We start from the raw sequence: 22,773 nt of genomic DNA on the forward strand, positions 1-22,773 counted from the left end.
CGACCCCCTGCGTTCGCCAAAACCCCGCCGCCGGGCGCGACCGAGCGCGAACTCATCAATGGTCGCGATGATCGCCGGTTTGGCTAACCGGCGATCATGGTCTATGTTGCGCGCCACGCTGGCCGGACCCGAGCGTCACGGGCCGGCAGCCAGGGAGCCAGCCGGAATGAGCGCAGAGCTGGGATCGCCGTCACTGACAGGCCGGTGACGCAGAGCCGGACGGGCAGCCTGGCCCTCTTCATATCGTCCCAGCGCAATCCCAGCACGGTAGAAATGGCCAGGTATGACGACAGGTGACGATAGGACAGGCTTCCCAGCACCATCCCAGCACGGGAAAAACAAGGGCCCGACCCCGGAGGATCGGACCCCTTCTGACGTGCACGTTTACCAGATCAGCGACGCAGTGGCATGTCACCCGCTACACATTGAACCGGAACTCCACCACATCCCCGTCCTGCATCACATAATCCTTGCCCTCCATCCGCGCCTTCCCCTTGGCGCGGGCCTCCGCCACCGAGCCGGCGGAGAGCAGGTCGGCGAAGGAGATGACCTCGGCCTTGATGAAGCCCTTCTGGAAGTCGGTGTGGATGACTCCGGCGGCCTCGGGGGCGGTGGCGCCCTTCTTGATGGTCCAGGCGCGGGATTCCTTGGGGCCGGCCGTGAGGTAGGTCTGGAGGCCGAGGGTGTCGAAGCCGACACGGGCCAGGGTCGCGAGGCCGGGCTCCTCCTGACCGACGGACTGGAGGAGTTCGAGGGCCTCTTCCTCGTCCAGCTCGGCGAGGTCGGCCTCCAGCTTGGCGTTCAGGAAGATCGCCTCCGCGGGGGCGACCAGCGCGCGCTGCTCGTTCTTGAAGTCCTCGTCCGTCAGCTCGTCCTCGTCCACGTTGAAGACGTAGAGGAACGGCTTGGCGGTCAGCAGGTGCAGGTCGTGCAGCAGCTCGGCCCGCTCGGAGCCCTGGAGGATGCCGTGCGCGAAGAGCGTGTCGCCCTTCTCCAGGATCTCCTTGGCCTCCTCGACCGCCTTCACCTTCGGCGCGACGTCCTTCTTGATCCGGGACTCCTTCTGGAGCCGCGGCAGGACCTTCTCGATGGTCTGGAGGTCGGCGAGGATCAGCTCGGTGTTGATCGTCTCGATGTCGTCCTTGGGCGAGACCTTGCCGTCGACATGGACGACGTTCTCGTCCTTGAACGCGCGGATCACCTGGCAGATCGCGTCCGACTCACGGATGTTCGCGAGGAACTTGTTGCCCAGGCCCTCGCCCTCGGACGCGCCGCGCACGATGCCGGCGATGTCCACGAAGTCGACCGTGGCCGGAAGGATGCGCTCCGAGCCGAAGATCGACGCCAGCTGGGCCAGCCGGCCGTCGGGCACGCCGACCACGCCGACGTTGGGCTCGATCGTGGCGAACGGGTAGTTGGCCGCCAGCACGTCGTTCTTGGTCAGGGCGTTGAACAGGGTCGACTTGCCGACATTGGGCAGGCCGACGATTCCGATCGTGAGCGACACGTTGCGACTTCCCGTGGATGAGAGGGCCAGGAGCTGGGGCTGCCAGGCCCTCGGAGGACACTGGCCGATCCACCAGTCTACGGCGTTCCGCGCGCCCTCTTCCCTGGGAGCACCGCCCGCCCGGCCAAGGTCCGCCCATCGGCGTGTCTGGGAGCCGATCAGGCACATAAGCAGACCTAAGTTGGTCCAATGGAGCAGCATAGGACGCGACCCCCGAACGACGGACGGCGACGCGGCAACCCGGCCCGCGCCCATCTGCCGCCCCAGGCCCGGCGCCGCTCGCCCGGCCCGGAGGCAGGGCGCGGCGCGGGGCAGGGCCGGACGGTGCCGCAGGGCCCGAGACTGCCGGGCCCCCGGCTCACCGGGCTCGGCGGCGGGCTGTTCTGCGTCGCCGCGATGTTCCTCCTGGGCTGCCTCGACCAGCTGCTCCTCGACGGCTCGCTGCCGGTGTACGGCCTGCTGTTCCTGCCCGTGTGCGCGCTGACCGCGCTGTGGGTGCGCCCCGGTGACGTGCTGACCGCGCCCGTCGCCGTGCCCATCGCCTTCGCGTCCGGGCTGTTCGTGGTCGCCGACGGGCGCGAGGGGATGCTCGGCCGCCTGATGGGCCTGATGACCGGCCTCGCCACCCAGGCGGGCTGGCTGTACGGGGGCACGCTGGCCGCCGGGGTGATCGTGCTCGTCCGCCGTGTGCGATGGGTACGGCGGCGCAGGCAGCGCTAAGCGCAGGTGGCGGTATGCGCAGGTAGCTAAGCGCAGGCGGCGGTAAGCGCAGGTGGCGGTAAGCGCAGGTGGCAGTAGCGAGCGGCACGCCCCGCGGTGTGACGGCCCACCGCCGCGCACCCCACCCGCTCCGTGACGGCCCACCGCGTGTCCCACCCGTGCCGCGGACGCCCACCGCACGTCCCGTCCGCCACGGCCGCCGGCCCACCCGCGCCCCACATCCACCCGGCCACCCGGCCACCCGCCGCCACAACCACCCGGCCACCCGGCCACCCGGCCACCCGCCGCCACAACCACCCGGCCACCCGGCCACCCGCCGCCACGACCACCGGGCCACCCGGCCGCCCGCCTCTCACGCCCGCCGCCCCGCGACCGCCGCCCCCACGACCACCGGCCCCCGCCCGCACCCTCACACCCGCCGCCCCTACACCTGCTGGGCCGCCCGCATCGCCGCGCCCACGATCCCGGCGTTGTTCTGGAGCTGCGCGGGCACGATCTCGGCCTTGATGCCCTGGATGTGGTGCAGGAACTTGTCGGCCTTGCGGCTGACCCCGCCGCCGATGATGAACAGCTCGGGTGAGAACAGCATCTCCACGTGTGCCAGGTACTTCTGGACCCGGCGCGCCCACTGCTCCCAGCTCAGGTCGTGGTCCTCCTTGGCCTTGCTGGACGCCTTGCGCTCGGCGTCGTGACCGCCCAGCTCCAGGTGGCCCAGCTCGGTGTTGGGGACCAGGACGCCGTCCGCGAAGACGGCGCTGCCGATGCCGGTGCCGAAGGTGAGCAGGATGACCGTGCCCCCGCGGCCCCGGCCGGCGCCGAACTGCATCTCGGCGACGCCCGCCGCGTCCGCGTCGTTGACCACCGTCACCGGCAGGCCGCCCAGTCGGCCGCCGAACAGGGCGCGCGCGTCGGTGTCGATCCAGCTCTTGTCGACATTGGCCGTCGTACGGACCGTCGCGCCGCCGGTGACCACGCCGGGGAAGGTCAGGCCCACGGGACCGGTCCAGCCGAAGTGGTCGATCACCTGCTTCACCCCGTCGGCCACGCCGTCGGGCGTCGCCGGTTGCGGGGTGAGCACCTTGCAGCGCTCTCGGGCGAGGTCGCCCCTGTCGAGGTCCACAGGGGCGCCCTTGATCCCGGATCCGCCGATGTCCACGCCGAAGATCTGCATGGCCCCACGTTACGACGGGCCACTGACAGTCACGCCCAGGTGGCGTCGGTCACTCCGCGGACGCGCCCGAGCCGCCGCGCTCGGCCACCAGGTTCGCCGCCTCTTCGCGCAGGTCGCGGCGGAGCTCCTTGGGCAGCGAGAAGGTGATGGACTCCTCGGCGGTCTTGACGATCTCCACGTCCGCGTAGCCGCGCGCGGCGAGCCACTCCAGGACCTGCTCGACCAGCACGTCCGGGACGGAGGCGCCGGAGGTGACGCCGACGGTCTCCACGCCCTCCAGCCACGCCTCGTCGATCTCGTCGGCGAAGTCCACCAGGTACGCCTCGCGGGCACCGGCCAGCTTGGCGACCTCGACCAGGCGCTTGGAGTTGGAGGAGTTGCGCGAGCCGACGACGATGACCAGGTCGGAGTCGGCGCCCATCTCCTTCACGGCCAGCTGGCGGTTCTGCGTGGCGTAGCAGATGTCGTCGCTGGGCGGCGAGACCAGGCCCGGAAACTTGGTCTTCAGGGCGTCGACGGTCTCCATGGTCTCGTCCACGGAGAGCGTGGTCTGCGACAGCCAGACGACCCGCTCGGGGTCGCGGACCTCGACGTTGGCGACGTCCTCGGGGCCGTCGACCAGCTGGATGTGGTCGGGGGCCTCGCCAGAGGTGCCGATGACCTCTTCGTGGCCCTCGTGTCCGATCAGGAGGATGTCGTAGTCCTCCTTCGCGTACCGGACGGCTTCCTTGTGGACCTTGGTGACCAGGGGGCAGGTGGCGTCGATGGTGGCGAGGCGGCCCCGCGCGGCCTCCTCGTGGACGACCGGGGCGACGCCGTGGGCCGAGAACATGACGATGTTGCCCTCGGGCACCTCGTCCGTGCGCTCGACGAAGATGGCGCCCTTCTTCTCCAGGGTCTGCACGACGTACTTGTTGTGGACGATTTCGTGCCGGACGTAGATCGGGGCGCCGTACTGTTCCAGGGCCTTCTCGACGGCGATCACGGCGCGGTCCACACCGGCGCAGTAGCCTCGGGGGGCGGCGAGCAGGACACGGCGGCGAGGCGAAGCGGTCATGGGTCCATCGTAGGGGTCGTACGACCGCGCCGGGATCAGCCGGCCGCGCCCGGCCGGACGGCGCTGTCGGTGGCGCCCATTACGCTCGGCGCATGGCTTTGAAGACGACCCCTGAGGCACCCCTGCCGGTCGGTGAGGTCTCCCGGTTGATCGGGGGCTGGATCGACCGGCTGGGCGCGGTGTGGGTCGAGGGGCAGATCACCCAGCTGTCGCGGCGGCCGGGCGCCGGCGTCGTGTTCCTGACGCTGCGCGACCCGTCGTACGACATCTCGGTCAGCGTGACCTGTTACCGGCAGGTGTTCGACGCCGTGGCGGACGTCGTCGGCGAGGGCGCCCGCGTCCTGGTGCTGGCGAAGCCCGAGTGGTACGCGCCGAGGGGGCAGCTCTCCCTGCGCGCCGCCGAGATAAGGCCGGTCGGGGTGGGCGAGCTGCTGGCCCGCCTGGAGCGGCTGAAGTCGTCGCTGGCGGCGGAGGGGCTGTTCGCGGCCGAGCGCAAGAAGCCGCTGCCGTTCCTGCCGCAGCTGATCGGCCTGGTCTGCGGCCGTGCCTCCGCGGCGGAGCGGGACGTGCTGGAGAACGCCCGGCACCGCTGGCCCGCCGTCCGCTTCGAGGTGCGCAATGTTCCCGTGCAGGGGGTGTACGCCGTTCCGGGGGTCGTGCAGGCGGTCAAGGAGCTGGACGCGATCGAGGACGTGGACGTCATCATCGTGGCCCGCGGCGGCGGCAGCGTGGAGGATCTGCTGCCGTTCTCCGACGAGGAGCTGGTGCGGACGGTGGCGGCCTGCCGTACCCCGGTCGTCTCCGCGATCGGGCACGAACCGGACAGCCCGCTGCTCGACCTGGTCGCCGATCTGCGCGCCTCCACCCCGACCGACGCGGCCAAGAAGGTCGTCCCGGACGTGGGCGAGGAGCTGGAGCGGGTGCGGATGCTGCGGGACCGCGCCCGGCGCTGTGCGCGGGCGCTCGTCGAGCGCGAGGAGCGGGGCCTGGCGCATGCGCTGGCGCGGCCCGCGATGGAGGATCCGCACCGGATGCTGGACGAGCGCGCGGACCACGTGGCCGCGTTGCTCGGGCGGAGCCGGCGCACCCTCGGCCATCTGCTGGACCGCGCGGACTCGGAGCTGACGCACACCCGCGCGCGCGTGGTGGCCCTCTCCCCCGCGGCCACGCTGCAACGCGGCTATGCGGTGCTCCAGCGCGCCGACGGGCATGTGGTGCGCGATCCGGGCGAGGTCAGTGAGGGCGAGGCGCTGCGAGCGCGCGTCGCCGACGGCGAATTCACGGTGAAGGTGGACGGATGACCGGCAAGACGGAGACCGGCGGGACGGAAGCGACGCTCTCGTACGAGCAGGCGCGGGACGAACTGATCGAGGTGGTACGGCGGCTGGAGGCGGGCGGCACCTCGCTGGAGGACTCCCTGGCGCTGTGGGAGCGCGGGGAGGAGCTGGCCAAGGTGTGCCGGCGCTGGCTGGAGGGGGCGCGCGCCCGGCTGGACGCGGCGCTCGCGGAGGAGGAGGGAGAGGGCGAGGAGACCGAGTAGGGCTCGCTCCGGGAGGCCGCTGGGCTGTGGGGTGGATCACCTCGCCCCCGGTTTTGTTGAAAGTTAAACCTCGACTGGCGTAGGGTCGTGCCGTCCGCAGCGGTCCGGCAGCGGACCGTACGCATCACCGAGGAAGTCACGATGTCTCTCGTTCTTGACCCCGCCGCCCAGGACCTGCTGTTCCGCGAGGCCCACACCGCGAACGCCTTCACCGACGAGCCGGTGACCGAGGAGCAGGTCCGGGCGATCTACGACCTGGTCAAGTACGGCCCCACCGCCTTCAACCAGACCCCGCTGCGCATCACCCTGGTCCGCTCCCCCGAGGCCCGCGAGCGCCTGGTGCGGCACATGGCCGAGGGCAACCGGCCCAAGACCGCCGCCGCCCCGCTGGTCGCGATCCTCTCCGCGGACAACGAGTTCCACGAGGAGCTGCCGGCCCTGTTCCCGGCCTTCCCCGCCGCCAAGGACGCCTTCTTCGCCGAGCGCCCGGTCCGTGAGCGCTCCGCCGAGCTGAACTCCGCGCTCCAGGCCGCCTACTTCATCGTCGGCGTGCGCGCGGCCGGCCTCGCCGCGGGCCCGATGACCGGGTTCGACGCCGAGGGCGTGCGCAAGGAGTTCCTGGACGACGACCACACCCCGCTGATGGTCGTCAACATCGGCAAGCCGGGCCCGGACGCGTCGTACCCGCGCTCCCCGCGGCTCGCCTACGAGGACGTCGTCACGACCGTCTGAGCCGCCCCCGAAGCAGCGTGAAGAGGCCCCCGGCAACACCGGGGGCCTCTTCGTGTTGCTCACCGCGTCATGACGCGGAGGTCTTCTCCATCCGCAGCGCCGACGCCATCTTCGTCAGCTCCGGGAAGGAGGCGGTGCCGGCGACCACGGTGGTCGAGCCGGGCGTGTCCTCCAGCACGAGGCCGTGGTAGCGGCCGCCGGTGTAGCGGGTCCAGGTACGGCCGTCGATCCGCTCGGTGCTCTTGGTGGCCTTCGCGCCCTGGGTGGCCTGGTCGATGAAGTCGGCCCGCTTCTGCGCCGACTGCTCGATCTGGACATACTGGGCGTCAGGGGTCTGGAAGCCCAGGTGCCAGTAGTCGCCGTTCGCGCCGTCGTAGCTCACGGAGGTGGCCTTCCAGGCGTCGGACAGGCCCTCGGGCCCCGCCACCGGGTAGCTCGCCGCCCGGCGGGCGGTGATCAGCTCGACCCGGTAGTCGACCCGCTTGAGGTCGGGAGCGTGATTGTCGTGCGGGATGGCGACGAAGTAGACGACCGCCGCCGCGATGCCGATCAGGGCCAGGGAGAGAATCATGTCCCGAGCCGTCTTCTGCTTGCCTTTCGTGCCTGCCACGCCTCTATCGTCGCAGGTGTCCCAGGCGCTCATCCGTGGGGTCCCCTGCTCATTTTGTCTGCCTAACGATAGAGTCATGGCCAAGACCCTCATCCGGCCGTCGCCGTATCAGAAAGGTGCGCCCCGATGACCGAAAATCATCACCTGCCCTCCGAACTCGATGTTCCCGCCGAGGCTCCCGACCGCAACCTCGCCCTGGAACTCGTCCGGGTGACCGAAGCCGCGGCGATGGCCGCCGGCCGCTGGGTCGGGCGCGGTGACAAGAACGGCGCCGACGGCGCCGCGGTGCGCGCCATGCGGTCCCTCGTCTCCACCGTCTCGATGAACGGCGTCGTCGTCATCGGCGAGGGCGAGAAGGACGAGGCGCCGATGCTGTTCAACGGCGAGCACGTCGGCGACGGCACCGGCCCCGAGGTCGACATCGCCGTCGACCCGATCGACGGCACCACGCTGACCGCCAAGGGCATGCCCAACGCGATCGCCGTGCTGGCCGCCGCCGAGCGCGGCGCCATGTTCGACCCGTCCGCCGTGTTCTACATGGACAAGCTGGTCACCGGTCCCGAAGCCGCGGACTTCGTGGACATCGACGCGCCCGTCGCCGTGAACATCCGGCGGATCGCCAAGGCGAAGAAGGCCACCCCGGAGGACGTCACCGTCGTCATCCTGGACCGGCCCCGGCACGAAGGACTGATCAAGGAGGTGCGGGAGGCCGGCGCGCGCATCAAGCTGATCTCCGACGGCGACGTCGCCGGGTCCGTCTACGCGCTGCGCGAGGGCACGGGCGTCGACCTGCTGCTCGGCATCGGCGGCACGCCCGAGGGCATCATCTCGGCCTGCGCCGTGAAGTGCCTGGGCGGCACGATCCAGGGCAAGCTGTGGCCCAAGGACGACGAGGAGCGGCAGCGGGCGATCGACGCCGGGCACGACCTCGACCGGGTGCTCACCACGGACGACCTGGTGTCCGGGGAGAACGTGTTCTTCGTGGCCACCGGCATCACCGACGGCGAGCTGCTGCGCGGGGTGCGCTACCGGTCGCAGACCGCGCTCACCGAGTCGATCGTGATGCGCTCGAGGTCGGGCACGGTGCGCCGGATCGACTCCGAGCACCGCCTCAGCAAGCTGCGGGCCTACAGCGCGATCGATTTCGAGCGGGCCAAGTAGACCGGGCGGAGCGCCCCCGGTGCGGAGGGGGCGCAGCGCTTCCGCATGACCGTGAGCGCCCCCTGTACCAGGAGGCGCTCTCGCGTGCCGCCCGCCCTAGGGCCTTTCTTCCGGATCTTGTCGGGGTCGCGGGGCCTGGCACGCACATCTGCGGCGTTGTCGTCACTCGCCGACGCTCCGCGTCGACTCACTCCTCCGCCTTGCATCTGCACGCACCAGACCCCGCTCGGGTCAGTTCCAAGGCCCCGTCGGCCGGAGCCGACCTGATCCGAAAGAAAGGCCCTAGCCGGCTATGCGGTCCGGGGCCGTCACGCGGGCCGTCTTGTTCAGGTCGAGTTCGCGGCGGCGGCGCCTGGCGAGGACCACGCGGCGCTCGGCCGCCGTCAGGCCGCCCCAGACGCCGTAGGGCTCGGGCTGGAGGAGGGCGTGTTCGCGGCACTCGACCATGACCGGGCAGCGGGCGCAGACGCGCTTGGCCGCCTCCTCGCGGGACAGCCGGGCGGCGGTCGGCTCCTTGGACGGGGCGAAGAACAGTCCCGCCTCGTCGCGCCGGCACACGGCCTCGGTGTGCCAGGGTGCCTCCTGGTCCCGGTCCCGTGCTGGCACCCGCTGGGCCGGTACGGCAGCTACCTGCAAGGACGAATGCGGCGGTCGCAGCACGGGTCTACTCCTGACGACGGCTTCGCGAGCGAGAGACGATGCAGCAAGGCCTACCCGCTGTACGCGCGCCTATGCACTGCGTCCCCAACGGCGGGTGATCGCCGGGGAGTTCGCGACCGTCAACGGTCCAGATGCCGGCGCAGCTTCCGCTCCACCTTGTCCTGGACCCGCTCCAGGATGTCCGAGACGAGCTTGCCGCGCTTGGGCCGGGCCTCCACATTGCCGAGGACGGCCCAGCCGTCGACGTAGACGACCGGCGCGTCGGTGTCCGTGGAGTCCAGCGTGGCCACCTCGAAGTTGCCGAGGACGCCGCCGCCGGTGCCGCGCAGCGACACGTTCTCCGGGACGCGGATCTGGACGTCGCCGAAGACCGAGACGGCCTTGGTGACGACCTGCTGGTACTCGAAGATCGCCTCGCTGAGGTCGATCTCGACGCTGCCGAAGACCGAGTACGCGTGCAGTCGGCGCCCGGCGCGCCAGCGGCCCCGGCGGACCGCGCTGCTGAAGACGGCCACCACGTTCGCGTCGGACTCGGCGGGTATCTCGTCCGTGGGGCGCGGCGGGGCGGGGGTCCAGGCGGGGCCGGAGGGGCGCTGGTGGGCGGCGGGCAGGTCCTGGATGAAGACCTCCAGTTCGCCGACCGTCTTCGCGTTCAGCACGCCGTCCACGCGCTCGGCGTGTTCGTCGGCGGTGAGCCGGCCCTCGGCGAGGGCCTCGCGGAGGATGTCGGCGACCCGGTCGCGGTCGGCGTCCGAGGCGCGCAGGGCGGGGACGCTCGGGGTGGCGTCCTGGGTTCGGGCGGGCTTCTGAAGGTCCACGGCAGCAGCGTACCGAAACGCGATAGATCGCGACTAGGGGTGTGGACAACTCGGCGCAGCCCGACTGAGCCTTACCTCACAAGCCGGCCGCCGGCGGCAGGTTCTACGCTGGACGGGCCCGCCAGCGTCGGCGGGCGCCGTCCGTCAGAGTGAGGAATGGCTGAGATGCCGCGTAGTTCCCAACCGCCCCGCCCAGCGTTCGCGTACACCGACCTGCTCCCCCAGGGAGAGGACACCACCCCCTACCGGCTGGTCACGTCCGAGGGCGTCTCCACCGTCGAGGGCCCGGACGGACGGACGTTCCTCAAGGTGGAGCCCGAGGCGCTGCGGAAGCTGGCCGCGGAGGCGATCCACGACATCCAGCACTACCTGCGCCCGGCCCACCTCGCCCAGCTGCGCCGCATCATCGACGACCCCGAGGCCTCCGCGAACGACAAGTTCGTCGCCCTCGACCTGCTGAAGAACGCGAACATCGCGGCGGCGGGCGTGCTGCCGATGTGCCAGGACACCGGCACCGCGATCGTCATGGGCAAGCGCGGCCAGAACGTGCTCACCGAGGGCGCGGACGAGAAGCACCTCTCGCACGGCATCTTCGACGCCTACACCGAGCTGAACCTGCGCTACTCGCAGATGGCTCCGCTCACCATGTGGGAGGAGAAGAACACCGGCTCCAACCTGCCCGCGCAGATCGAGCTGTACGCGACGGACGGCGGCGCCTACAAGTTCCTGTTCATGGCGAAGGGCGGCGGCTCGGCCAACAAGTCCTTCCTGTACCAGGAGACCAAGGCCGTCCTGAACGAGGCCTCCATGATGAAGTTCCTGGAGGAGAAGATCCGTTCGCTCGGCACGGCCGCGTGCCCGCCGTACCACCTGGCGATCGTCGTCGGCGGCACCAGCGCCGAGTACGCCCTGAAGACCGCGAAGTACGCCTCCGCGCACTACCTGGACAACGCGCCCACCGAGGGTTCGCCGCTCGGCCACGGCTTCCGGGACAAGGAGCTGGAGGAGAAGGTCTTCGAGCTGACCCAGAAGATCGGCATCGGCGCGCAGTTCGGCGGCAAGTACTTCTGCCACGACGTGCGCGTGGTCCGGCTGCCCCGGCACGGCGCGTCCTGCCCGGTCGCCATCGCCGTGTCCTGCTCAGCCGACCGCCAGGCCGTCGCGAAGATCACCGCCGAGGGCGTCTTCCTGGAGCAGCTGGAGCGGGACCCGGCCCGGTTCCTGCCGGAGACGACGGACGAGCACCTGGAGTCCGGGGGCGACGTCGTGAAGATCGACCTCAACCAGCCGATGGACACGATCCTCGCCGAGCTGACCAAGTACCCGGTCAAGACCCGGCTGTCGCTGACCGGCCCGCTGGTCGTGGCCCGCGACATCGCGCACGCCAAGATCAAGGAGCGCCTGGACGCCGGCGAGGAGATGCCGCAGTACCTGAAGGACCACCCGGTGTACTACGCCGGCCCGGCCAAGACCCCCGAGGGTTACGCGTCCGGCTCCTTCGGCCCGACCACGGCCGGCCGGATGGACTCCTACGTGGCGCAGTTCCAGGCGGCCGGCGGCTCCAAGGTGATGCTCGCCAAGGGCAACCGCAGCAAGCAGGTCACCGACGCGTGCGCGGCCCACGGCGGCTTCTACCTCGGCTCCATCGGCGGCCCCGCGGCCCGTCTCGCCCAGGACTGCATCAAGAAGGTCGAGGTCCTGGAGTACGAGGAGCTGGGCATGGAGGCCGTCTGGAAGATCGAGGTCGAGGACTTCCCGGCGTTCATCGTCGTGGACGACAAGGGCAACGACTTCTTCCAGGACCCGGCTCCCCAGCCGACGTTCACCTCCATCCCGGTGCGCGGCCCCGGCCTCGCCTGACCCGTACGGGGGTTGGGCCGCGGCCGATGGCCCAACCCCCGGAACAACACCGGCCCCCGGTCCGCTGTACCCGGTATGAGCGAATACCGCATCGAGCACGACTCCATGGGCGAGGTCCGGGTACCGGCGGACGCCAAGTGGCGGGCGCAGACCCAGCGCGCCGTGGAGAACTTCCCCGTCTCCGGGCAGCGGATCGAGCGGGCGCACATCGAGGCGCTGGCGCGGATCAAGGCGGCCGCGGCGAAGGTGAACGCGGAACTCGGGGTGCTGGACCCGGACGTCGCGCGGGCGATCCAGGAGGCGGCGGCGGAGGTCGCCCGCGGCGACTGGGACGAGCACTTCCCGGTCGACGTCTTCCAGACCGGCTCGGGCACCTCGTCCAACATGAACACCAACGAGGTCATCGCGACCCTGGCGAGCGAGCGGCTCGGGCGCCCGGTGCATCCGAACGATCACGTCAACGCCTCGCAGTCGTCCAACGACGTCTTCCCCTCCTCGATCCACATCGCCGCCACCGCCGCCGTCACCCACGATCTGATCCCGGCCCTCGACCACCTCGCCGCCGCGCTGGAGCGCAAGAGCGCGGACTTCGCGGACGTGGTGAAGTCGGGCCGTACGCACCTGATGGACGCCACCCCCGTGACGCTCGGCCAGGAGTTCGGCGGGTACGCGGCGCAGGTCCGGTACGGCGTCGAGCGGCTGCGCGCCTCGCTGCCCCGCCTCGCCGAGCTGCCGCTGGGCGGTACCGCGGTGGGCACCGGCATCAACACCCCGCCGGGGTTCGCCGCCGCCGTCATCGAGGAGGTCGCCCGCGCCACCGGGCTGCCGCTGACCGAGGCCCGCGACCACTTCGAGGCGCAGGGCGCACGGGACGGCATCGTGGAGACCAGCGGGCAGCTGCGGACCATCGCGGTGGGGCTGACGAAGATCGCCAACGATCTGCGCTGGATGGCGTCCGGCCCGCGCACCGGGCTCGCCGAGATCCGGCTGCCCGACCTCCAGCCGGGCTCCTCGATCATGCCGGGCAAGGTCAACCCGGTGGTGCCGGAGGCCGTGCTGATGGTCGCCGCCCAGGTCGTCGGCAACGACGCCACCATCGCCACCGCGGGCGCCGCCGGCAACTTCGAGCTGAACGTGATGCTCCCGGTCATCGCCAAGAACGTCCTGGAATCGATCCGGCTGCTCGCCAACGTCACCCGGCTGCTGGCCGACCGCACGATCGACGGCATCACCGCCGACCGCGAACGCGCCCGCGAGTACGCCGAGTCCTCGCCCTCCGTCGTCACCCCGCTGAACAAGTACATCGGCTACGAGGAGGCCGCGAAGGTCGCCAAGAAGGCGCTCGCCGAACGCAGGACGATCCGTCAGGTGGTGCTGGAGGAGGGGTACGTGGAGCGCGGCGAGCTGACCGAGGAGCAGTTGGACGAGGCGCTGGACGTGCTGCGGATGACCCGTCCGTGACCCCCGGCCGAACCTTTTCGGCCACCGCGCACGCGCACGGGGGAACCGTGACCCGCGCCGCAGCGCCCGCCCCGCCCGGCACCTAATATCTGCCCATGACGGACGACCGAACGATGCGGCAAACGGCGGCGGGACCTGCGGCGTACTGGGCGCCCGGTACCCAGATCCTGTGGCGGTACCGGGAGAACGGCGGCGCGCGGTTCCACATCGTGCGGCCCGTCACCGTCGTACGCGACGACGCCGACCTGCTCGCCGTATGGCTGGCCCCCGGCACCGAGTGCGTGAAGCCGGCCCTGGCCGACGGCACGCCGGTGCACCGCGAGCCGCTGGAGTCCCGCTACACCAAGCCGCGCACGGTACGGCGGGACCGCTGGCTCGGCACCGGCGTGCTGAAGCTGGCCCAGCCCGGCGTGCCCTGGTCGGTGTGGCTGTTCTGGGAGCCGGGCTGGCGGTTCAAGAACTGGTACGTCAACCTGGAGGAACCGCTGGTCCGCTGGGCGGGCGGGGTGGACTCCGAGGACCACTTCCTGGACATCGACGTGCGCCCGGACCGCAGTTGGCGGTGGCGCGACGAGGACGAGTTCGCACAGGCCCAGCGGGACGGCCTGATGTCCGCCGAGACCGCCGAGCGGGTCCGCGCGGCCGGGCGGGCGGCCCTGGAGGCGATCGCGGACTGGGGCCCGCCGTTCTCGGAAGGCTGGCCGCGGTGGCGCCCCGACGAGTCCTGGGCGGTACCGTCACTCCCCGAGGACTGGGACCGTACGCCCGCGCACGTGTCCTCATGAGACTCTTGATGCGCCCCCGGGCAGGAAACGTAGGATCGTCCTCCGCAAGGGCGCTTCGGAGCGACAACTTCGGGGGCTTGCGCCGGGCTTGACCGATCGTCACCGAGGGGCGGCAGGGACGTGAACGAGGGGTATCAGGGGAGCACCGCCGGGCGCGCGGACCACGCCGGTGGCACGGGAACTTCCTTTGGACACGCGGAAAATCCGTTCCCCGGACACGCATTGCGGGTATCGGGACTTCTGCGGGACCGACCGCGCGCCCGGCGCGCGGCCCCGGACGGATGGATGCGACACGCGTGACGGAGCAGCCCACCTCCTTCGAGCGCCCCGAGGCGGGCGCCGACCCCGCGGACGGCCGCGGGGCCCTGACACATGCCCCGGAACCGGTCGGCACCCCCGTCTTACCCGTGCAGGCGCGGGCGGACGGGACGCCCGCCGATCCGGGCACGGCCGCCGTGTACGGCCAGCCCATGGACGGCAAGGGGAAGGAGCCCCCAGTCAACGGCCCGGAGCACTCCCAGCCCACCACCGCGGACGCCGGCGCGGCCCATCGCCCGCGCCCCACGGAGGCCATTCCGCCGCAGCCGGGCGCCGACCAGGAGCGGACGCCGGGCGGTGCGGAGCGCCGTACCGGCCGGGGCCTGCCGCCGGGGCGGCCGATGCCCATGCGGCGTGACGGCGACCGGCTCAGGTTCGTCGGCGCGGCCACCCGGCGGATCGCCCGCGGCCTCGACCTGGACGAGATCGTGATGGGTCTGTGCCGGGCCACGGTACCGACGTTCTCGGACGCGATCCTCGTCTATCTGCGCGACCCGCTGCCGGTCGGCGACGAACGGCCCACCGGCCCCGTCGTGCTGCGGCTGCGCCGCACCGACCGGATACCGGAGGAGCGGGACACCGACGGCGTCCTGCTGCCCGGCGCCTTCGAGCCGGAGCCCGAGCCGGTCGCGCTCGCGGAGCTGTCCTCGCTGACCACCGAGCTGTGCGAGGTGCGCCCCGGCGGCGCCCTGAACGAGGTGCTGCGCGGGGTGCGCCCGGTGTTCGCGGACGCGCCGGCCGCCCGCGCCGCGCTGCCCGAACTGCTCGGCGACGGCGCGGAGGCGCTCGTACCGTCCGGGCAGCACGCCATCCTCGCGCCGCTGCGCGGCCGGCGCCGGGTGATCGGCGCGGCCCTGTTCCTGCGCCGCCCCGAGCGCCCCGCCTTCGAGACGGACGACCTGCTGGTGGCCGCGCAACTGGCCACGCACAGCGCGCTCGGCATCGACAAGGCGGTGCTGTACGGCCGCGAGGCGTACATCGCCGACGAGTTGCAGCGCACCATGCTGCCCGAGACCCTGCCCCGCCCGACCGGCGTGCGGCTCGCCTCGCGGTATCTGCCGGCCGCGGAGACCGCGCGGGTGGGCGGCGACTGGTACGACGCGATCCCGCTGCCCGGCAGCCGGGTCGCGCTGGTCGTCGGCGACGTCATGGGCCACTCCATGACCTCGGCCGCGATCATGGGCCAGCTGCGCACCACCGCGCAGACCCTGGCCGGGCTCGATCTGCCGCCGCAGGAGGTGCTGCACCACCTGGACGAACAGGCACAGCGGCTGGGCACCGACCGCATGGCGACCTGCCTGTACGCGGTCTACGACCCGGTCACGCACCGCATCACCATCGCCAACGCCGGTCATCCGCCGCCCGTGCTGCTGCACCTGGGCGGCCGGGCCGAGGTGCTGCGGGTGCCGCCGGGCGCGCCGATCGGCGTCGGCGGGGTGGACTTCGAGGCGGTCGAGCTGGACGCGCCGGCCGGGGCCACGCTGCTGCTGTACACCGACGGACTGGTGGAGTCCCGGCTGCGGGACGTGTGGACGGGCATAGAGCAGCTGCGCGAACGGCTCGCCGCCACCGCGCAGCTGACCGGACCGGACCATCCGCCGCCGCTGGAAGCCCTGTGCGACGAGGTCCTCGACATGCTCGGGCCCGGCGACCGGGACGACGACATCGCGCTGCTCGCGGCCCGCTTCGACGGGATCGCGCCGAGCGATGTGGCGTACTGGACGCTGGAGCCGGAGGACTCGGCGCCCGGCCAGGCCCGCCGGCTGGCCCGGCGCGCGCTCGCCCGCTGGGACATGGAGGACCTCACCGACTCGGTGGAGCTGCTGGTCAGCGAGGTCGTGACGAACGCCGTACGGTACGCGTCCCGGCCGGTGACGCTGCGGCTGCTGCGCACGCATGTGCTGCGGTGCGAGGTCGGTGACGACGTGCCCCAGTTGCCGCGGCTGCGGCAGGCGCGGGCGACGGACGAGGGGGGCCGCGGTCTGTACCTCGTCAACAAGCTGGCCCGGCGCTGGGGCGCGACGCGGCTGAGCACCGGCAAGGTGGTGTGGTTCGAGCTGCATCGCGGCTGACCTGGACGACGGAAGAGGGCGCCCGGTGAGTACCGGGCGCCCTCCCTCATGTCCGGCTACGGCTGCCGTTCTCTTTGCTGTCCCCCCAGCTGTTCGAGCGGGTCGTCCGGGGAGGGGTCGCCCGTCGGCGGCGTGGTGGTCGGCGAGCCGGTCGGGGACTGGGTCGGCGACTGGGTCGGGCTCTGCGTCGGCGACTGGGTGGGCGACTGGGTCGGGGAGGTGGACGTCGACGGCGTGCCCGACGGCGTCTGCGAGGGCGACTGGCTCGGGCTCCGGGTGGCGCTGGTCGACGGCGGCGGCGTCTCGACGGCGGCGCCCTGGGAGGTGTCCAGGTCGAACTTGCTGACGCCGCCCATCGCGTTGAAGGTGTAGGCGGCCCAGATCTGCGCCGGGTAGGTGCCGCCGTTGACCCGGCCGGTGCCCGGAAGCAGGCCCGTGGCGCCCGTCAGGGGAACCTGCGCGTGAGTCTTGGCGCTCTCGCCGAACAGGCCGACCGAGGTGACCAGGCCAGGCGTGTAGCCGGTGAACCAGGCCGACTTGTTGTTGTCGGACGTACCCGTCTTGCCGGCGACCTGCTGCCCGCGGCGCGCCGGGTTGGCCGCCACCGACACCCTGGCCGTACCGTCGTCCACCACGCCGGTGAGCACGGAGGTGACCGTGTCGGCGGCTGTCCTGCTGATCACCTGGTCGCCGATCGGGTTCGGCAGCGTGACATCGCGGTCCTTGTGCTCGACCGACTTGATGATCGCCGGGGTGACCTTCTTGCCGTGGTTGTCGAGGGTCGCGTAGATGCCGGCCATCTCCAGCGGGCTCGCGCCCATGGAGCCCAGGGTCTGCGCCGGAACGGCCTGCATGCCCTTGGTGTCCATGCCGAGGTCCTTGGCCGTGCTCATCACCTTGTCCATGCCCACGTCGACGCCCATCTGCGCGAAAACGGAGTTGACGGAGTCGTCCATGGCCTTCTGGACGGTGATGTTCCCGTAGTCGGCATCGTCCTCGTTGGGCGGGCCGAAGCCGACCTTGACGCCGTGGTCCACGACCTGGCGGCCGCTGGTGCCGTCGTACACCGTGTCGGCGTTGATCGGCTTGCCGTCCTGGGTGACGGAGTGCTGCTGGAGCGCGGCGGCGAGGATGACCGGCTTGAAGGTGGAGGCGGGCTGGTAGTCGCTGCGGGTGGCGTTGTTCCTGAAGTGCTTGAAGTAGTCCACGCCGCCGTACATGGCGAGGACCTTGCCCGTCTTCGGGTCGACGGAGACGGCACCGGGCTGGACGTCGGCGTCGACGGGGCGCTTCTTCGGGTCGAGCTTGCTGGCCAGCTGCTCCTTGACGGCCTGTTCCAGCTGGTGCTGCTTGCCCTTGTCGATGTTGAGCGTGATGGTCCAGCCGCCCTTGCGCACCAGCGCCTCGGCGTCCCCGAGCGTGGCGGCGCTGCCCTGGGCGACCAGCCGCTGCTCCAGCGCCGCGTTGGCCGCGTCCACCAGGTAGCCGGTCTGGCCCTTCATGCCGGGCGTCGCCTTGGGCGCCTTCGGCTTCTCGAAGTGCATGGCCCGGCGCTTGCCGGCGTCCAGCCAGTGCTGCTTGACCATGTTGTCCAGGACGTAGTTCCAGCGCGCCACGGCCAGCCGCTTGCCGGTGGGGCTCGCCAGCGCCCAGTCGTACTCGTTGGGCGCCTGGAGCAGCGCGGCGAGGTAGGCGCCCTCCTGGACCGTGAGCTTCTCCGCGTCCTTGTGGTAGTACGCCTGTGCCGCGGCCTGGATGCCGTAGGCGCCGCGGCCGTAGTAGCTGGTGTTGATGTAGCCCGCGAGGATGTACTCCTTGGACTTCTGGCGGTCCAGCTTCAGCGAGATGACCAGTTCCTTCAGCTTGCGCGAGACGGTCTGGTTCTGGTCCAGGTAGTAGTTCTTGACGTACTGCTGGGTGATGGTCGAACCGCCCTGCGTACCGCGCCCCATGACGGTGTTGAGGATGCCGCGGGCGGTGCCCTTCAGGTCGACACCGGAGTCGTGGTAAAAGCTCTTGTTCTCGGCCGCGACGAAGGTGTGCTGCACGTCCAGCGGAACCTTGTCGAGGTCGACGCTCTCGCGGTTGAGCTGGCCGGTGCGGGCGAGCATCGTGCCGTCGCTGTACTTGTAGATGTTGCTCTGGAGCTGGGCGTCGGCGTTGCCCGCCGGAATGTCCACCAGCATGTACGCGGCGGCGAAGCCGCCTATGCACAGCAGGCACAGTCCGAAGAACGTGCCGAGGATCTTCTTCCAGGTGAACATCCGGCGCAGGAGGCTCTTGCGCGGTTTCCCGCCAGGCGCGAGGCCCGCCGCCCCGCTGCCGGCCGCGGGTATCGAGCGGCGGCGCTGGGGCGCCGCGCGGTGGCCGCCGCGCTGGCGCGCTCGTCTCTCTTCCGCTCGTCCCATGGGTCCTTCGCTCCGCTTCCGTCTCGTTGGTCAGCTCCGAAAGCTAACACCCGCCTATATGACAAAGGGCTACCGATCCGCTCTTTTACGGACGTGAGAATCAGCACCCGTTCCAAGGGAACCGACGGTTACCGAGCCCCCGAGGTTGCCCGGAGCGCCGAAGTCATCGGGCTGCACGCTGGGTGTATACACATCGCGTATACACGGCGTGTAGAGTGCGGGGCATGTCCATCGGTCACACCCTCCTAGGGCTCCTGGAGTCCGGCCCGCGCCATGGTTACGACCTCAAGCGGGCCTTCGACGAGAAGTTCGGTCAGGACCGGCCCCTGCACTACGGCCAGGTCTACTCGACGATGTCCCGGCTGCTGAAGCACGGCCTCGTGGAGGTCGACGGCATCGAGACCGGCGGCGGGCCCGAGCGCAAGCGGTACGCCATCACCGAGGCCGGCGTCACCGACGTACAGCGCTGGCTCGCCACTCCGGAGAAGCCGGAGGAGTACCTCCAGTCGACCCTGTACACCAAGGTCGTCCTCGCCCTGCTCACCCACCGCGACGCCGCCGGCATCCTCGACGTCCAGCGCGCCGAGCACCTGCGCAGCATGCGCATCCTGACCGACCGCAAGCGCAAGGGCGACCTCGCCGACCAGCTGATCTGCGATCACGCCCTGTTCCATCTGGAGGCCGATCTGCGCTGGCTGGAACTGACCGCCGCCCGTCTGGACAAGCTGCGCGCGGAGGTCGCCGCATGACGCATCCCCCCGGTTCCCTGCTCACCGCCCGCGACCTGCGCAAGGCGTACGGCCCGACGGTCGCGCTGGACGGCGCGGAGTTCTCCATCCACCCCGGCGAGGTCGTCGCCGTCATGGGCCCCTCCGGCTCCGGCAAGTCGACGCTGCTGCACTGCCTGGCCGGCATCGTGCCGCCCGACTCCGGGTCGATCAGGTACGACGGCCGGGAGCTGTCCGGCATGAACGACGCCGAGCGCAGCGCGCTGCGCCGCAGCGAGTTCGGGTTCGTCTTCCAGTTCGGCCAGCTGGTGCCGGAGCTGACCTGCGTGGAGAACGTGGCCCTGCCGCTGCGCCTCAACGGCACCCCGCGCAAGAAGGCCGAGCGGGCCGCGCTGACCTGGCTGGAGCGGCTGGAGGTGGACGACCTGCGCGGCAAGCGGCCCGGCGAGGTCTCCGGCGGCCAGGGGCAGCGCGTCGCGGTGGCGCGGGCGCTGGTCACCGCGCCGCGGGTGGTGTTCGCGGACGAGCCGACCGGCGCGCTGGACTCCCTCAACGGCGAGCGCGTGATGGAGCTGCTCACCGACGCGGCCCGCTCCACCAACGCGGCCGTCGTGCTGGTCACCCACGAGGCACGGGTCGCCGCCTACTCCGACCGGGAGATCGTCGTACGCGACGGCAAGTCCCGCGACATGGAGCGGGCCGTATGAGCGCACGCCAGTGGGGCAGGGACCTCGGCCTGGGCTTCCGGTTCGCCTTCACCGGGGGGCGCGAGGGCTGGGTGCGGGTGCTGCTGACGGCGGTCGGGGTCGGCCTCGGCGTGGCGCTGTTGCTGCTCACCACCGCGATCCCGAACGCGCTCGCGGTACGGGACGCCCGCAACGACGCCCGCGCGGACCACACCTACGGCCCGAGCAGGCCGAAGGCCGCGAACACCCTGGTGATCTCCGACACCGACACCGAGTTCCACGGCCACGACATACGCGGCCGGCTGGTGGAGCCGGAAGGTCCGAAGGCGCCGGTCCCGCCGGGCCTGACCGGGTACCCGGCGACCGGTGACATGGTCGTCTCCCCCGCCCTGAAGGAGCTGCTCGGCTCCCGCGAGGGCCAGGTGCTGCGGGCGCGGCTGCCGTACCGGATCACCGGCACGATCGCCGAGGACGGACTGGTGGGCTCGCGTGAACTCGCCTACTACGCCGGGGCGGAGCACCTCGCCGCGAAGATCGACGGCTCCCGGACCGCCCGGATCGCCGGCTACGGGACGCCGGACGCGCCCCGGCCGAGCCGGATGGACCCGGTGCTGATCCTGCTGGTGCTGGTGGTCTTCGTGGTGCTGCTGATGCCGGTCGCCGTGTTCATCGCCACCGCCGTACGGTTCGGCGGCGAGCGGCGCGACCGCAGACTGGCCGCGCTGCGCCTGGTGGGCTCCGACAGCCGGATGACCCGGCGGATCGCGGCGGGCGAGGCGCTGGCCGGATCGCTGGTCGGCCTGGTCTTCGGCACCGCCTTCTTCCTGCTGGGCCGGCAGTTCGCGGGCTCGGTGGAGGTCATGGGCATCAGCGTGTTCCCCGACTATCTCGACCCCTCGCCCGCGCTGGCCGCGCTGGTCGCCCTCGCCGTCCCGGCGGCGGCGGTGCTGGTCACGCTGGTCGCGCTGCGCGGGGTGGTCATCGAGCCGCTGGGCGTGGTGCGGACGGCCAAGCCCGCGCGCCGCCGGCTGTGGTGGCGGCTGCTGCTGCCGCTGGGCGGCCTCGCGCTGCTCGCCCCGATGATCGGCCAGGGCCGCTCGGCCGGCCAGTTCAACGAGTACCTGGTGACCGGCGGCGTCCTGCTGCTGCTCGTCGGCGTCACCACGCTGCTGCCGTGGGCCGTGGAAGCGGTGGTGGCCCGGCTGCACCGCGGCTCGGTGTCCTGGCAACTGGCGGTGCGGCGGCTCCAGTTGAGCAGCGGCACGGCGGCCCGCATGGTGAACGGCATCGCCGTCGCGGTGGCCGGCGCGATCGCGCTCCAGATGCTGTTCGCGAGCGTCCAGGGCGACTACACCAAGGCGACCGGCCAGGACGTCAGCCGGGCGCAGATGCAGATCAACCTGTCGCAGGGCACCCCGTTCCGTACGGCCGCGGACCGGTTCACCACGACCGAAGGGGTGCGCAAGGCGGTCTCGCTCGGCAGCACCACGCTGGGCGAGAAGGACTGGAAGACAGGGCCGGGCGACACCGCCCTGCTGGTCTCCGGCACCTGTGCCTCGCTGCGCGAGACGGCCCGGCTGCCGTCCTGCCACGACGGGGACGCCTTCCTGGCGACCGGCGGGGACGACGACGCCGCCGTCACCAAGCTCGCCCGGCCGGGCCGGGTGCTCCATCTCGACACGGAGCACGGCGCGGGCCGGGGCCCGGACGTGCGCTGGAGCGTGCCGGCGCACCTGAAGCCGGCCCAGGCGATCGCCAGCCCCAACGGCACCAGGAGCAGCGCCATTCTGCTGACCCCGGCGGCGGTGCCCGAGCGGGTGGACCGGCTGCTGGACGGCACGGTGTACGTCATGTTCGACAAGAACGTGCCGGACGTGTCCGAGTACACCCGCAACACGGCGGCGAAGGTCGATCCGTTCGCCGATGTGATGGTGTGGTCGGCCACCGAGGAGTCCAAGCAGTTCACCTCGATCCGCACCGGGCTGTACGCCGGCGCGCTGTGCGTGCTGGCGCTGATCGGGGCGAGCCTGCTGGTGACCCAGCTGGAACAGCTGCGCGAGCGGCGGACGTTGCTGTCGTCGCTGATGGCCTTCGGCACCCGGCGGCGCACCCTGAGCCTGTCGGTGCTGTGGCAGACCGCGCTCCCGGTCGCGCTCGGCCTGCTGCTGGCCACGGTCGTCGGGCTGACGCTGGGCTCGGTGCTGCTGAAGATGGTGGGCTCGCCGCTGGCCGTGGACTGGCCGAGCGTGCTGTCGATGACCGGCGCCGGCGCGGCGGTGGTCCTCGTGGTCACCGCGCTGAGCCTGCCGCCGCTGCTGCGGCTGATGCGCCCGGAGGGACTGCGGACCGAGTAACCCCCTGACGGCACAGGGCCCTTCCCGCACTCCGGATGCTGTTGGTTAATTCCGCCCCGCTGGATCTGATCCGGCGGGGCGGAGTGCTGCGAAGGGTGAGACGCGGGTGCGGGCGAGTGGTCTGC

General features: G+C 71.5%; 19 protein-coding genes. 12 read left to right on the plus strand and 7 right to left on the minus strand.

The window, feature by feature from the left end:
* Positions 1–418: 418 nt before the first annotated feature.
* Positions 419–1,507 (minus strand): redox-regulated ATPase YchF, encoded by a 1,089-nt coding sequence (gene ychF, locus AC069R_RS32520; protein ID WP_478770305.1) that lies wholly within the window; start codon positions 1,505–1,507, stop codon positions 419–421.
* 189 nt (positions 1,508–1,696) lie between these two features.
* Between ychF and AC069R_RS32525 the strand changes: the two genes are divergently transcribed.
* Entirely contained in the window at positions 1,697–2,227 is a 531-nt protein-coding gene (locus AC069R_RS32525) for a DUF6542 domain-containing protein (protein ID WP_478770306.1), read from the plus strand.
* Positions 2,228–2,651: 424 nt separating this feature from the next.
* Here AC069R_RS32525 and ppgK read toward each other — a convergent pair whose 3' ends face one another.
* Together ppgK and AC069R_RS32535 are read right to left on the minus strand one after the other, a co-directional pair.
* Complete coding sequence (gene ppgK / locus AC069R_RS32530) at positions 2,652–3,398, minus strand: polyphosphate--glucose phosphotransferase (protein ID WP_478770307.1); 747 nt, start codon at positions 3,396–3,398, stop codon at positions 2,652–2,654.
* A gap of 49 nt (positions 3,399–3,447) precedes the next feature.
* Positions 3,448–4,455: a 4-hydroxy-3-methylbut-2-enyl diphosphate reductase gene (locus AC069R_RS32535; RefSeq protein ID WP_478770308.1), complete on the minus strand. Its 1,008-nt coding sequence runs from the start codon at positions 4,453–4,455 to the stop codon at positions 3,448–3,450.
* Positions 4,456–4,547: 92 nt separating this feature from the next.
* Here AC069R_RS32535 and xseA point away from each other — a divergent pair, with 92 nt between their 5' ends.
* The 3 genes from xseA to AC069R_RS32550 all read left to right on the plus strand — a co-directional run bounded on the left by xseA (position 4,548) and on the right by AC069R_RS32550 (position 6,727).
* Entirely contained in the window at positions 4,548–5,756 is a 1,209-nt protein-coding gene (gene xseA / locus AC069R_RS32540; RefSeq protein ID WP_478770309.1) for an exodeoxyribonuclease VII large subunit, read from the plus strand.
* Positions 5,753–5,995, plus strand: a complete 243-nt coding sequence (locus tag AC069R_RS32545) for an exodeoxyribonuclease VII small subunit (protein ID WP_397984248.1) — start codon at positions 5,753–5,755, stop codon at positions 5,993–5,995. Before xseA ends, AC069R_RS32545 begins: the two co-directional genes overlap by 4 nt.
* Positions 5,996–6,136: 141 nt before the next feature.
* The gene (locus AC069R_RS32550; RefSeq protein WP_397984249.1) at positions 6,137–6,727 is read left to right on the plus strand and encodes a malonic semialdehyde reductase; all 591 of its coding nucleotides are present in this window, start codon (positions 6,137–6,139) and stop codon (positions 6,725–6,727) included.
* Positions 6,728–6,794: 67 nt separating this feature from the next.
* On the opposite strand, the gene AC069R_RS32555 is transcribed toward AC069R_RS32550, so the two are convergent.
* The gene (locus AC069R_RS32555) at positions 6,795–7,337 is read right to left on the minus strand and encodes a DUF4245 domain-containing protein (protein WP_478770310.1); all 543 of its coding nucleotides are present in this window, start codon (positions 7,335–7,337) and stop codon (positions 6,795–6,797) included.
* A 126-nt stretch (positions 7,338–7,463) separates the two neighbouring features.
* Here AC069R_RS32555 and glpX point away from each other — a divergent pair, with 126 nt between their 5' ends.
* Entirely contained in the window at positions 7,464–8,498 is a 1,035-nt protein-coding gene (glpX, locus tag AC069R_RS32560) for a class II fructose-bisphosphatase (RefSeq protein WP_478770311.1), read from the plus strand.
* 282 nt (positions 8,499–8,780) lie between these two features.
* On the opposite strand, the gene AC069R_RS32565 is transcribed toward glpX, so the two are convergent.
* Together AC069R_RS32565 and AC069R_RS32570 are read right to left on the minus strand one after the other, a co-directional pair.
* On the minus strand, positions 8,781–9,158 hold the full coding sequence (locus AC069R_RS32565; RefSeq protein ID WP_397984251.1) for a WhiB family transcriptional regulator: 378 nt from the start codon (positions 9,156–9,158) through the stop codon (positions 8,781–8,783).
* 119 nt (positions 9,159–9,277) lie between these two features.
* The gene (locus tag AC069R_RS32570; protein WP_478770312.1) at positions 9,278–9,976 is read right to left on the minus strand and encodes a DUF1707 SHOCT-like domain-containing protein; all 699 of its coding nucleotides are present in this window, start codon (positions 9,974–9,976) and stop codon (positions 9,278–9,280) included.
* A 165-nt stretch (positions 9,977–10,141) separates the two neighbouring features.
* Here AC069R_RS32570 and AC069R_RS32575 point away from each other — a divergent pair, with 165 nt between their 5' ends.
* The 4 genes from AC069R_RS32575 (at position 10,142) to AC069R_RS32590 (ending at position 16,472) form a co-directional block, all read left to right on the plus strand.
* A complete protein-coding gene (locus tag AC069R_RS32575) occupies positions 10,142–11,836 on the plus strand; it encodes a fumarate hydratase (RefSeq protein ID WP_478770313.1) in 1,695 nt (564 codons plus the stop codon).
* Positions 11,837–11,911: 75 nt separating this feature from the next.
* Positions 11,912–13,297, plus strand: a complete 1,386-nt coding sequence (locus AC069R_RS32580) for a class II fumarate hydratase (protein ID WP_478770314.1) — start codon at positions 11,912–11,914, stop codon at positions 13,295–13,297.
* Between the two features lie 95 nt (positions 13,298–13,392).
* Complete coding sequence (fomD, locus tag AC069R_RS32585; protein WP_478770315.1) at positions 13,393–14,082, plus strand: cytidylyl-2-hydroxypropylphosphonate hydrolase; 690 nt, start codon at positions 13,393–13,395, stop codon at positions 14,080–14,082.
* A gap of 296 nt (positions 14,083–14,378) precedes the next feature.
* Positions 14,379–16,472 carry a SpoIIE family protein phosphatase gene (locus tag AC069R_RS32590; protein ID WP_478770316.1) on the plus strand — a complete coding sequence of 698 codons (2,094 nt, stop codon included), beginning with the start codon at positions 14,379–14,381 and terminating at the stop codon, positions 16,470–16,472.
* Positions 16,473–16,528: 56 nt separating this feature from the next.
* Here the strand turns inward: AC069R_RS32590 and AC069R_RS32595 are convergent, their stop codons facing one another.
* Positions 16,529–18,880 (minus strand): transglycosylase domain-containing protein, encoded by a 2,352-nt coding sequence (locus AC069R_RS32595; protein ID WP_478770317.1) that lies wholly within the window; start codon positions 18,878–18,880, stop codon positions 16,529–16,531.
* A 224-nt stretch (positions 18,881–19,104) separates the two neighbouring features.
* Between AC069R_RS32595 and AC069R_RS32600 the strand changes: the two genes are divergently transcribed.
* Genes AC069R_RS32600 through AC069R_RS32610 form a run of 3 tightly spaced genes read left to right on the plus strand, consistent with a single transcriptional unit; the run spans position 19,105 to position 22,648 of the window.
* Positions 19,105–19,629 carry a PadR family transcriptional regulator gene (locus AC069R_RS32600; protein ID WP_397984258.1) on the plus strand — a complete coding sequence of 175 codons (525 nt, stop codon included), beginning with the start codon at positions 19,105–19,107 and terminating at the stop codon, positions 19,627–19,629.
* On the plus strand, positions 19,626–20,315 hold the full coding sequence (locus tag AC069R_RS32605; protein ID WP_478770318.1) for an ABC transporter ATP-binding protein: 690 nt from the start codon (positions 19,626–19,628) through the stop codon (positions 20,313–20,315). The genes AC069R_RS32600 and AC069R_RS32605 overlap by 4 nt, the downstream gene beginning before the upstream one ends.
* Entirely contained in the window at positions 20,312–22,648 is a 2,337-nt protein-coding gene (locus AC069R_RS32610; protein WP_478770319.1) for an ABC transporter permease, read from the plus strand. The genes AC069R_RS32605 and AC069R_RS32610 overlap by 4 nt, the downstream gene beginning before the upstream one ends.
* Positions 22,649–22,773: the final 125 nt, after the last annotated feature.

The organism is Streptomyces sp. NPDC043952 (genome assembly GCF_056435325.1).